We start from the raw sequence: 12,323 nt of genomic DNA, 5'->3' as shown, positions 1-12,323 counted from the left end.
ACGCGCCGCGGCTCGCTAGCGTGATTCCTGCTCACACCCCGCGGAGGTTCTCATGTCCCGAGCCGGCTTCGCCCCCCGCACGCCCGCCCGGGCGATGCGCTCCATCGTCGAGGGTGCCGACCGTGCGGTCGCGGCCCCCGACCAGGTCGAGGCGCCCACCGCGCGGCGGGCCCTGGAGGTCGGGTCCGCGGACGACCGCGCCGAGCACGAGGCGGACGCCGTCGCCGAGCAGGTGCTCGCGCGGCTCGGCACGCCCCACGTGCACGACGACCACGAGCCCGCCGTACGCCGGGCACCCGGGTCGCCGGGGACGATCGGAGCGGCCGGCGGTGCCCTCGACGATGCGTCGTCGAGCGCGATCGAGTCGGCGCGCGGCGGGGGGTCGGCGCTCGACGCCGGCGTACGCCGCGAGATGGAGGCCGGGTTCGGCCACAGCCTCGGCGACGTCCGCATCCACACCGACACCCGGGCCGACCAGCTGAGCGGCCAGATGTCGGCGCGCGCGTTCACGACCGGCCGCGACATCTTCTTCGCGAAGGGTCAGTACGACCCTGCCTCGGCCGAGGGCAGGCACACGCTCGCGCACGAGCTCGCCCACACCGTGCAGGACGGCGGCGCCGCACGGCGCAAGCTCCGCGGCACGGCCGAGGCCCTCGAGAGCCAGGGCGGCGGGCCGACCAGCGGCAAGCTGCGCAAGATGGTCGGGATGCTCACCAACTGGGACAAGATCGTCGCCGGGACGCGTGCCTACGAGGCGGAGGAGGAGAAGCTCCTCGCCGGCGGGAAGAACCCGGACCCGATCAAGCTGATGAAGGCCAAGCCCGGGATGCTCAAGATCCTGACCAAGGTCCAGTCGGCCGTGAAGGACTGGCGCAAGGCCAACGACAGCGACAAGCAGGACGACAAGTTCGAGAAGTCCCGGTTCACCGGCAGCAACAAGGACATCGAGGAGAACCAGTCCGAGGACGTGCGCACCAAGGCGCCCCGACGTCAGGCCGTCGCCCTCCTCGAGCCCCGCGTCGGCAACGAGGTCAGCCTGCTGAGCTCCAAGGACAGCCAGGGCTGGCTCTCCAGCCTCGGCCTGTCGACGAAGCAGGTGGGCGGCACCGGACGGACCGACGGCGGTCAGGTCAACCAGGTCTCCGAGCTGCACTACCAGACCGAGTCCGGGGCGATGACGGGCTTCTTCAAGGAGGACAAGGGCTTCAACGCCAAGTCCGAAGGGCACGAGATCGAGGTCGGCATCAAGCAGATCGACCCCAACTACGGCGCTCGCTCGGTCGCTCTCTACCGGCTCGACCAGCTCTTCAACGCCGGCGTCACGGCGCGCGCCGAGTTCGCCGTCCACAAGAACGGCGACGGCAAGAGCGTCCTGGGCACGGTGCTCGAGAGCGCCAAGGGCACGAAGGCTGTGGACGTGAAGTACCACGCGAAGGGCGACGAGAAGTCGGGTGACTCGCTCGGTCTCGACGACCCGGTCCTGCAGCGCGGCCTCAACAAGCTGCAGCTCCTCGACGCGATCTGTGGCCAGCTCGACCGCCACATGGGCAACTACTTCATCCAGGACGACGGCAAGGGCAACGTCACCGGCGTCACCGGCATCGACCTGGACATGGCCTTCGGCAGCAACATGCAGAGCACGGCGTACAAGGGCGCCATGAACTACAAGGGGCTCCCCGAGTACATCGACAAGGAGATGGGCTCGAAGATCCTGCTCATCACCCCGGCCGACATCCGCGGTGCCCTGACCGGCCTGCTGTCCAAGTCCGAGATCGAGGCGACGGTGGCGCGCTTCACCGAGGTGCAGAAGGCCGTGAAGCAGGCCGAGAAGGACGGCAAGCTGCAGGAGAAGTGGGACGAGACGACGGCCCAGCGCGGACCGAAGTACGACAAGTCGCGCCACGGCCAGAAGACGTACCACGAGTCCGCGCGCGAGAACCGCCGGATCGCGCTCGACGTCGAGTGCGACGCCGCGATGCGCCGGGCTCTTCGCGACGAGGTGCCGGACGGACCGGACCTGTCCGACCGCGAGCTGAACAGGCTGATGGTCGCCGCGCTCGACGTCGGCAACTTCTGGGGCGGCAACTCCAACTCGCCGGCCGTGGCCGTGATCGCCGCCTACATCTTCGACAACCACCTGCCGACGACGGTGGTCGACCGGGTGGCCGAGGCCTTCGTCCGCGAGGTCGTCGGCGGGCTCGACATGTCGGCGATCATCGTCGAGCTGCAGGAGGCGGGAGACGGCAAGAGCTTCTCGGCGCTGACGACCAAGGTCCGGGACCAGGTCAGGAAGGCACTCACCGCCAACGCGGGCCCGCTCCAGAAGAAGCTGGCCGCAGCCGGCGGCCAGGGATAGCGGGGTGGCCGCAGCCTGGGAGCGCATCGGTCGCCTGATCGCCGAGAGAGGCGCCCTCACCGCCGGTCTGCGCGGCGAACCCGACGGACTCCTGACCGACGACGAGCGCGCCCGCCTCGCCGGGCGCCCCGAGCGGCTCGGCCCGAGCCGTGCGGACGTGGTCGCCGCGTTCGAGCCGCTGCTGGACGAGGCCCGCAAGGACCTCCTCGCCGAGCTGGACCAGGACACGACCTTCGGCCGGATCGCGGGGTACGCCGGGCTCGGTGAGCTGGACGCCACCGTGCTCGCCCTCTGCGCGGCCGCCGAGCTGGACGAGGAGGTGGGACAGCTGGTCGGCGCGGCCGGCCGCGAGCCCGAGCGCCGGGCACTCACCGTCGGGGCGCTGCGCGCGATGCTCGGCGACGGCGCTGCCGCCGCGGTCGCCGACGACGCCCCCCTGAGGCGGGCTGCCCTGGTGCGCCTGTCGGGGACCGGGCCGCTGGGCGGGACGACGGTGCAGCTCGCCCGCCGGGTCGCGTGGGCACTGCTCGGCGACCTCTCCTTCGACCCCGAGCTGCCGACCGACCTGGAGGTAGCCCTCGGCCCCGACGACGAGTCCGACGGCGCCCACCGGCTGTTGACGAGTGGATCCGACCGGGTGCGCCGGATCCAGGCCGCGACCCGGGCGACCGCGGGGACGGCCTTCCTCGTCGTGACCCCGCCGTACGACGAGCGCGGCTGGGAGACCCTGGTCGCGCAGGCCACCGTCGTCGGGGCCGGCCTGATCCTCGACCTGCCGGCCCGCTCGGAGGACCGGCCCGAGCCGCTCGGCCCCGTCACGCGACGGTGGCTCGACCGCGCCACCCACCTGCCGGTCGCGGTCTGCGCGTCCGACCCGGTCTCGCTCGACTCGCTCTCGCACCAGCGGTGGTCCGAGGTCACCGCGGACGGCCCGGACGTGAACGCTGAGGAGTGGGGCGCCGTCTTCGGCGACGCTCCGCTGCCGTCGCGACGCCCGAGCGCCGGGCAGCTCCGCTCGCTCGAGGTCGTGGCCGAGGACCTGCCCGACCCGGTCCGGGCGCTGCGCCGGCTGGCGTCCGGCTCCCTGCTGCAGCACGCCCGCCGGGTCGAACCGCGGGCGAGCTGGTCGGACCTCATCCTCCCGGCAGCGCAGGAGCGCCAGCTGCGCACGCTGGTCGACCGCTACCGGCTCCGTGACCGGGTGCACGACGAGTGGCACCTGCCGCTCTACCCCTCACCCGGAGTGGTGGCGCTCTTCTCCGGCGCGTCCGGCACGGGCAAGACCACGAGCGCGGAGGTGATCGCCGGCGAGCTCGGCGTCGACCTCTTCCGGGTCGACCTGTCGGCGCTGGTGAGCAAGTACATCGGCGAGACCGAGAAGAACCTCGAGGAGATCTTCTCCGCGGCACACGCCGGCAACTACCTCCTGCTCTTCGACGAGGCGGACTCGCTCTTCGGCAGCAGGTCGGCCGTCACGGACGCCCGCGACCGCTACGCCAACATGGAGGTGTCCTACCTCCTCCAGCGGCTCGAGACGTACGACGGCTTCGTGGTGCTGACGTCCAACTTCCAAGGCAACATCGACGACGCCTTCCTGCGCCGGATCCACACCACCGTGCAGTTCCCGATCCCGAACGCCGCGGACCGGGCCCGGATCTGGGACCGGTGCCTGGCCGACGCGCCGCGCGGGGACCTGGACCTCGAGCACGTCGCCGGGACGTTCGAGCTGAGCGGCGGGTCGATCCGCAACGCGGCGCTCACCGCGGCCTTCCTGGCCGCCGGGCGGGACCGCCGCATCGGCATGGTCGAGGTGCTCGCCGCGGTCGTCGAGGAGTTCACCAAGCTCCGTCAGCGGGTCTCCGCCGGACAGCTCGGCCGGTGGGGCGACGAGGTCGCCGCCCTCACTTCCGCAGCATCGGCGCCCACACCGGGCTGACGACCCCGGTCGCTGAGCGAGCGGGTACGGCGGGCAGGTTGCGGCCGCCGTACGCCGGGCCGCCGCCGCGGGCGTCGTACCGCAGCCAGGTCTGTGCCGGTCCCTGCCCGATCCCGGGCCGCGACCAGTCGCAGACGCCACCGGGGTAGATCGACTGCAGCGTCGCCCACTCCTCGTCCGTGAACGGCACGAGCATGAAGTCGAAGTCGGCACGGTCCAGCGGCTGCAGCCGGCAGGCGACGGTGTCGTTGGCCTTCGGGCCGCCCGCCTCCTGGCGCGGCGTCGACAGCCGGGTCTGGAGCGCCTGGAGCTGCTCGACGCTGCAGACCTGGGCGGCGGCGTCGACGACGCAGCGGTCGGTCACGTCGGCGGGCCTGTCGTCGACGACCTTGCGCGCGAGCGCCTTGCGGGAGCCGTCCTTCTCGACCGCGCTCAGCCAGGAGTCCATCTTCGTCAGCGCCTCGGTGGCCCAGCTGACGTCGCCGATCAGCGGGGTCGGCCCGAACCACATCACGCGGTTGTCGGTGTGTCCCTGGTCGGCCTGCAGCCGCTCCTCGGTCCAGAACGCGTGCGCGTAGTCGTGCGCGAGGCCGGGGTCGGGCCCGCCGTGGTTGATCATCGCCACCTCGTCGAGGTGGTTGGCCTCGTCGATGAGCCCGGTGCGGTAGGCGTTGGCGATCGAGGCCGGGTCGCCGGCGATGCGGGCCGCGGTCGGCTGGGAGTCGACGTCGAGGCCACCGACCTTGGCGTTGAGGTCGACGAACTGGGCGGGGGTGATCGTGCCCGCCTTCAGCGCGGACAGCCCGTACAGGACACCGGTGTTGGCGAACGGCAGCCCGCCGAAGCCGTGGCCAGCTGCCTTCTCCTGGGGCGTCCACACGCTCTTGGGTCGTCGGCCGAGCTGGTTGACCAGCAGGTCGAGCACCGAGCAGCGCACGCCCCTCGGGTTGGTCGCGGGGTCGTAGCGGGTGCTGGGGTCGCCGGCCTTCGGGGCGACGGTCCCGGCGCACTCGTGGACGGGGTTGAGCGCCGCCTTGAAGAGGCCCTCGTCGGCGACGACCGCGTTGAGGTGGCTGGCGTGGCCCTCGACCTGGGCCATCTGGGTCGGCAGCCAGGCGACGCCGGGCGCCCACCGGGACGGGTCCTCGAAGTAGAGGCGGAGCAGGTGGTAGTCGGCGAACTGCGCGCCGGCCGTGAACGTGTCCGGGTAGGAGCAGGTGGTGATCAGCCCCTGGTAGATGCCGGGGTAGGCGTTGGCCACGGTGTGCTGGGCGATCGACCCGCCCGAGCACCCGGTGCCGATCGTGTAGCGCAGCGTGCCGTAGTGCTCGACCAGCCGCTCCTTGGCCATCATCACCGACTCGGCGTTGAGCGCGACGTCGCAGTTGTGCCCGGTGTTGTCGAGGGCCGTCGAGACCACCGCGAAGCCCTTGCCCAGGGCGGTGAGGTAGCTCGACGTGACCCCGGGGACGCCGTCGAGCGTGCCGGAGTAGTCGACGAGCGGCGGCTCACCCGGTGCGTACGACGCACCGCAGCCACCCCCGTGGGTGACGAGCAGCTTGTGGTTCCACTGCCGCTGGGGCGCCACCGCCGTCCACGCCTTGCCCGGCTTGAAGAGGGTGAGGATCGTGTAGCGGTCGCGGTCCTGGAAGCCCTGCTCACGGCGGACGACGAACGGCACCGTGACGCCCTTGTCCGTGGTGGTCGTCGCGACGTCGGCCGGCGGGTTGCGGGGATCGTAGGGCTGCAGGTCGGACTGCAGCGGGTCGGTCGACCGGTAGAGGTAGTCGTACGTCGCCGGCTGGTTGCAGCGCGCGTCGCGCGCGGTCGCCTGGCAGCGGTAGTGCTTGGTCCGGGGACCGGAGAACACGGGGCCGCCGTTGGGGTGGTTGACGATGACCGCCCGGCCCGGCTTGGCGCGCAGGGCCGTCGCGCGGACGACGTTGCGGCCGAGGTCGAGGCCGCGGACCAGCCCGACCAGCCGGCGCCCGGTCGTCCTCGTGAACCGCTTGGTGACGTCGCGCTTGCCGACCTTCACCCGGACGCTGCCCACCTTGACGCCCTTCGGCACCCGCACCCCGACCAGCGCGTCGCCGCCCGAGATCAGGTCGGCGCGGTTGGAGAGCACCTCGACCGCGAGCCGTCCCGGTGCCGGCGCCGCGGTCGTCGCCGTCACCGGGATCGAGACGAGGAACGGCAGCAGCAGGGCGAGGATGACCAGATCGGGACGGGCGCGCATGCACCCTCAACGACCGACCGTGGCGGTCGTCACGTGGGCGTCGACCAACGCGGTGGTCCCAGTGCACCGATGTTGACCGCACCGTGCTGCCCGGTCCGGCAGGATTGACCCATGGCACCCGGGGACGACGCACGACCGGAGGACGACCCGGCGTTCGTCCGGCGACTCTTCGACGCCACCCCGGACGGCCTGTGGCTCTTCGACGACCGCGCGGTCACGATCTGGGCGAACCCGCGGATGGCGCGGATCGTCGGGCGCGAGGTCGACGCGATGTCGGGGGTCTCGGTCCACGAGCTCTTCGACGAGCAGGGTCGGCGCGACTTCGACGACCACCTCGCCGAGATGCTCGCCACCGGCAGCGGCGCCGAGAACATCGAGGCCTACTTCGTCCGCCCCGACGGTACGGCGGTGTGGGGACTCATCAGCTACGCGCCGGTCCTCGACGACGACGGGGTCCGGACCGGCTGGCTGCACCGCGTCACGCCGTACACCGAGCGCAAGGAGCTGCTGGAGGCCCTGGTCGAGCGCGAGCAGCAGCTCGCGACCGCTCAGCAGCTCGCCCACCTCGGCAGCTGGGAGTGGGACGTCCCCGGCGACCGGGTGCTGTGGTCGGACGAGATGTGCCGGATCTTCGGGGTCGCGACCGGCACGACGCCGGACTTCGAGGCCTACCTCTCGCTGCTGCACCCCGGTGACCGCGAGCGCGCGGGCCAGGTGATCCAGCGGGCGGCCGAGGAGGGCAGCGCCGCGTACGAGTTCGACCACCGGGTGCTGCGCCCCGACGGCGAGGTCCGGTGGGTGCGCGGGCGTGGCGTCGTCGAGCGGTCGGCGGACGGGACGGTGATCCGGATGAGCGGCACCGCGCAGGACATCACCGACCTGCACACCGCCGACGAGCAGGCCGAGGAGGCGACCCGACGGCTCTTCCTGCTCCAGCAGATGACGACCGCCGCCAACCTGTCGACCAACCTGCGCGAGGCGCTGCTGATCGCGGGCGCCGGGGTGCCCGAGCACACCACCTGGTCGGCGGTCTGCGGCTTCCTCTACGACTGGCAGGTCGCAGGGGTCGAGGTCCTCGACATGAGCGGCGGCCGGGCCGTCGTCGCGCCGGACCCGGAGCTCGCCGCCGAGGCCCGGCGCACCGCGATGGTCACCATCGGCGTCCCGTCCGCGATGGCCGAGACCCACAGCCTGGTCGCGATGCCGGTGGTGCTCGAGGGCGAGGTGATCGCCGTGGTGGAGCTGATGGCGGACGAGCTCCCTCCGGACGAGAACTCCCACCAGCTGATGGCCCAGATCTCCCACCAGCTCGCGCTGGTCGCCGGGCGCGAGCGCACGGCGGCGCAGCTCGCCGAGGCGCGCGACGACGCGATGGAGGCCTCCCGGCTCAAGTCGGAGTTCCTCGCCACCATGTCGCACGAGATCCGGACGCCGATGAACGGCGTCATCGGCCTCACTGACCTGCTGCTGCGCACCGACCTCGACGAGCACCAGCGGCGGCTGACGGCCAATCTCCAGAACGCCGGCATGACGCTGCTCGGCATCATCAACGACATCCTCGACCTGTCGAAGATCGAGGCCGGCAAGCTCGAGCTCGAGGCCGCGGACTTCGACGTACGCGCGGTCTTCGACCAGGTCGCCACGGTGCTCAGCGGACCGGCCCACGAGAAGGGTCTGGAGCTGATCGTCGCCTGCCACCCCGACGTGCCGGTCCAGCTACGCGGCGACTCCGTCCGGCTCGGTCAGGTGATCAGCAACCTGGGGTCCAACGCCGTGAAGTTCACCGACAGCGGCGAGGTCGCCATCGAGGCGCGCGTCGAACGGCAGACCACGCACGACGTGGTCCTGCGCGTCGACGTCACCGACACCGGTGTCGGCATCGACCCGACCTCGCGCGAGCGGCTCTTCGACGCGTTCACCCAGGCCGACCCGTCGACCACCCGCCGGCACGGCGGGACCGGGCTCGGCCTCGCGATCTCCCGTCAGCTCGTCGACGCGCTCGGTGGCGAGTTGTGGCTCACCAGCGAGCTCGGCACCGGCAGCACCTTCTCCTTCACCGTCCGGCTCGACCGGGTCGCCGGCGCGGCCGAGCGTCAGTTCGACGTGCCCGTGCAGCTGCGCGGCCGCCGCATCCTCGTGGTCGACGACAACGAGACCAACCGGTTCATCCTCGAGGACCAACTGTCCGCCTGGCACATGCGGGCGTACGCCGTACCCTCCGCCGCCGACGCGCTCCGGGCCCTGCGCGAGGGCGTGGAGCTCGGCGACCCCTTCGAGCTGGCGCTGCTCGACCTGCGCATGCCGGACGTCGACGGCTTGGAGCTCGCCAGGCGGATCCGCAGCGACCGCGACCTCGTCGGCCTGCACCTGCTGCTGCTCAGCTCGGAGCAGGTGCCCCGTCAGCAGGTCGCGGACGCGGGCATCCGGACCAGCCTGAGCAAGCCGGTGCGGGAGGTCGAGCTCCACGACGCGCTCCTCGGGGTGCTGGCCCCGCGGCCGCTCGGCGCGGCGCGCGCCCGCACGTCGGGTGCGGACGCCGCGCTCGGGATCCGGGTCCTCGTCGTCGAGGACAACCCGGTCAACCAGATGGTCGCGACCGGGCTGCTCGAGAACCTCGGCTGCGTCGTGGACGTGGCCGACGACGGCGTGGCCGCCGTGGAGATGCTGGCGCAGCCGCACGAGTACGCCGTGGTGTTCATGGACTGCCGGATGCCCCGGCTCGACGGGTTCGACGCGACGCGACGGATCCGGGCTCAGGAGCCCCCGGGGCAGCGGGTGCCGATCGTCGCGATGACCGCGTCCGCCCTCGAGGGCGAGCGGGAGCGCTGCCTCGAGGCCGGCATGGACGACTACCTCACCAAGCCCGTCAACGCTCGGGAGGTCGAGCGCGCGCTGCACACCTGGGCCGAGCTGCCCGACCCGGTCGACCCGGCCGCGGGTGCCGTCGCGGCACCCGAGGCGGCCCCCGCCCCGGCGCCACCGGCCCCACCGCCGGCGGCGGGCGCGGGTGCGGTCGGCGTGCTCGACGCCGACCGGGTACAGGTGCTCGAGGGCCTGGTCAAGGACGGCACGTCGTTCTTCGAGCGGACCGCTGCGTCGTTCATGGGCCGGGTCGGTGACCAGCTGGTCGCGATCCGGGCCGCGGTCGACGGCGACAACGCCAACTCCCTGCTGACCTCCGCCCACCAGCTTAAGGGCAGCGCCCTCAACCTCGGCCTGCCCCGGGTGGCGACCGCCGCCGCCCGGCTGGAGGCGCTCGGCATCGCGGGCCGGACGGACGGAGCCCAGCCGATGCTCGACGAGCTCAGCGCCGAGGTCCTCGTCGCCGTCTCCGCGCTCCAGCAGGCGACGGCCAAGGACCACTGACGGTGCTACCCCGCTTCACCGAGGTGGCCCGCCGCCGGCCGGTCGACCTCGTCGTACCCGGCTCCGCGCTCGACGAGGTCGTCGCGCCGTACGCCGCCGTCACCGGCCCGGGCTCGCTCGAGCTGGCGTCGGGCGGTGACCGACTGGTGGCGGCGTACGACGCGGGCGCGGTCTGGCTCGAGGTCACCACCGGAGGGCGGACCACGCGGCACCGCTCGCGGCGGGACGCCCGGCCGGACGGTCCGGTCGACGAGGTCGGCCTGGCGCTGACGGGGACGCACGTCACCGCGCTGACCCGTCACGACGGCGTGTGGACGGCACGGGCCCGGGTCGACCTGGAGCATCGGATCGACACCCACGACGAGAGCTGGCTGGCGCGGCTCGGCAGCGATGCGCCGACCGCAGGACGGTTCGGCCAGCTCGGGCTGCGCGACGTCCGGCTCGTCACCGGCGCTCCGGACGGCCGGGTCGTGCTGTCCGCGACCAGCGCCGGGCCGGGCTTCTTCGACACGGCGCACACCTCGCTGTGGGAGCTCGACCCGTCGACGCTGGGTCTCACCCACCTCTCGGACCTCTTCTTCCGGCGGCCCGACCGACCCGGGGCGTACGGCGACCACGCGACGCACGTCCTCCGCGACGGCGACGCGTGGCTGGTCGCGACCAGCACCTGGGGCGACTTCGACCGGCGGCGACCGACCGTGGGGGTCACCCTGGCGCGGACGACCGCCGACCTGCTCAGCGGCACCCACCTGCTCGACACCGAGCCGCTGCCGCTCCCCGTCGACGGCCTGCGCTCGGTCGGCGTGTGGGACCCGCACCTGGTGCGGACCGAGGACGGCTGGCTCGTCGGCTTCGTCAGCGCACGCAAGTACTTCCGCTTCCACCCCGCGCTGGCCGCCGGTCCCACCCTCGACGCGCTGACGCTCCGCGGCGCCGCCACCGGCCTCGCCGAGACCGAGGGCACGACGCTGCTGCACCTCGACGGCGCGTGGCAGGTGCTCGCCAGCGACAAGCGCGCCCGGACCTACCCCGTCTTCGACCTCGCCCTGCGTCCGACCGGCACCCTCGCCGCGCCGTACCTCTCCAACATCCCGTGGCCGACGCTCGTGCCCGACGGGGACTCCTGGCTGATGGTGGCCTTCGACGGCACGCCGTACGGCGGCCGCATCTGCGGCTACGGGACGCACGGCGACGTCGTTTTCCTGCGACCCGCGTAGCGGTCTACCGTGTGACCCAGAGCACGCGCCACCCCTGCGCGCTCCTCACCGTCACCGCGCCACACCACCCCGTGGCCGACACCAGAAAGCAGGACCACACATGTCCGACGTCTTCGATCTCGGTTCCGAGCACGAGCAGGTCGTCTTCGCCAACGACCCGGCCACCGGTCTCAAGGCGATCATCGCCGTCCACTCGACCGCCCTCGGCCCCGCCCTCGGCGGCACCCGCTTCCACCCCTACGCCTCGACGGCCGACGCCCTGCGCGACGTGCTCAACCTCTCGCGCGGCATGTCCTACAAGGCCGCGCTCGCCGGGCTCGACCTCGGCGGCGGCAAGGCCGTGATCATCGGCGACCCGGCCAGCCTGAAGTCCGAGCCGCTGCTGCGTGCCTACGGCCGGCACGTCCAGGCGCTCGGCGGCCGCTACTACACGGCGTGCGACGTCGGCACCTTCTCCGCGGACATGGACGACATCGCCCGCGAGTGCTCCTTCGTCACCGGCCGCACGGTCGCCCACGGTGGCGCGGGCGACAGCTCCGTGCTCACGGCGTACGGCGTCTTCCAGGGCATGCGCGCGGCCGCCCAGGTCGCGTGGGGCTCCACCTCGCTCGCCGGCCGCACGGTCGGCGTCGCCGGTGTCGGCAAGGTCGGCCGGCACCTGGTGCGGCACCTGGTCGAGGACGGCGCGGACGTCGTCGTGACCGACGTCTACGCCCCGGCCCTCGACCGGATCCGCGACGAGCACCCGACCGCGCGGGTGGTGGCCTCCGAGGCCGAGCTCGTCGCCTCGCAGCTCGACGTCTACGCGCCCTGCGCGATGGGCGACGCCATCACCGACGAGGTCGTGGAGGTGCTCACCGCGCGGATCGTGTGCGGCGCGGCCAACAACCAGCTCGCCCACCCGGGCGTCGAGAAGGCGCTCGAGGAGCGCGGCATCCTCTACGCGCCCGACTACTGCGTCAACGCCGGCGGCCTGATCCAGGTCGCCGACGAGCTCGAGGGCTTCTCGTTCGAGCGCGCCCAGCAGCGCGCGACCGGCATCTTCGACACCACCCTGCGCGTGCTCGAGCTCGCCGCGTCGGACGACGTACCGCCCGCCATCGCCGCCGACCGGCTCGCCGAGCGGCGGATGCGCGAGGTCGGGCGCCTGCGGGGGATGTACGTGCCTCAGCGCTGAGCTGCTCGGCGCGAGGGTTTCACCGGTCGGCC

6 protein-coding genes are annotated in these 12,323 nt (G+C 72.7%); 5 read left to right on the top strand and 1 reads right to left on the bottom strand.

Annotation, left to right across the window (positions count from 1 at the left end; translation table 11 throughout):
- Window positions 1–52 precede the first annotated feature (52 nt).
- Together ABEA34_RS14180 and ABEA34_RS14175 are read left to right on the top strand one after the other, a co-directional pair.
- The gene (locus tag ABEA34_RS14180) at window positions 53–2,356 is read left to right on the top strand and encodes an eCIS core domain-containing protein (RefSeq protein WP_345521984.1); all 2,304 of its coding nucleotides are present in this window, start codon (window positions 53–55) and stop codon (window positions 2,354–2,356) included.
- Between the two features lie 4 nt (window positions 2,357–2,360).
- Window positions 2,361–4,292 (top strand): ATP-binding protein, encoded by a 1,932-nt coding sequence (locus ABEA34_RS14175; RefSeq protein ID WP_345521983.1) that lies wholly within the window; start codon window positions 2,361–2,363, stop codon window positions 4,290–4,292.
- On the opposite strand, the gene ABEA34_RS14170 is transcribed toward ABEA34_RS14175, so the two are convergent.
- Window positions 4,258–6,531, bottom strand: coding sequence for a DUF6351 family protein (locus tag ABEA34_RS14170; protein WP_345521982.1), 2,274 nt, complete (start codon window positions 6,529–6,531; stop codon window positions 4,258–4,260). The two genes, ABEA34_RS14175 and ABEA34_RS14170, sit on opposite strands and share 35 nt — an antisense overlap.
- A 111-nt stretch (window positions 6,532–6,642) precedes the next feature.
- On the opposite strand from ABEA34_RS14170, the gene ABEA34_RS14165 reads away from it, so the two are divergent.
- The 3 genes from ABEA34_RS14165 to ABEA34_RS14155 all read left to right on the top strand — a co-directional run bounded on the left by ABEA34_RS14165 (window position 6,643) and on the right by ABEA34_RS14155 (window position 12,291).
- Window positions 6,643–9,897 (top strand): response regulator, encoded by a 3,255-nt coding sequence (locus tag ABEA34_RS14165; protein WP_345521981.1) that lies wholly within the window; start codon window positions 6,643–6,645, stop codon window positions 9,895–9,897.
- A gap of 2 nt (window positions 9,898–9,899) precedes the next feature.
- The gene (locus ABEA34_RS14160) at window positions 9,900–11,114 is read left to right on the top strand and encodes a hypothetical protein (protein ID WP_345521980.1); all 1,215 of its coding nucleotides are present in this window, start codon (window positions 9,900–9,902) and stop codon (window positions 11,112–11,114) included.
- A gap of 100 nt (window positions 11,115–11,214) precedes the next feature.
- Window positions 11,215–12,291 carry a Glu/Leu/Phe/Val family dehydrogenase gene (locus ABEA34_RS14155; protein ID WP_345521979.1) on the top strand — a complete coding sequence of 359 codons (1,077 nt, stop codon included), beginning with the start codon at window positions 11,215–11,217 and terminating at the stop codon, window positions 12,289–12,291.
- The last annotated feature ends 32 nt before the right edge of the window (window positions 12,292–12,323 follow it).

This window comes from Nocardioides conyzicola (assembly GCF_039543825.1).
In the GTDB taxonomy this organism is placed as follows: Bacteria; Actinomycetota; Actinomycetes; order Propionibacteriales; family Nocardioidaceae; genus Nocardioides; species Nocardioides conyzicola.
Note: the sequence above shows the minus strand (reverse complement) of the source record. Positions and strands in the feature narration are given on the sequence as shown.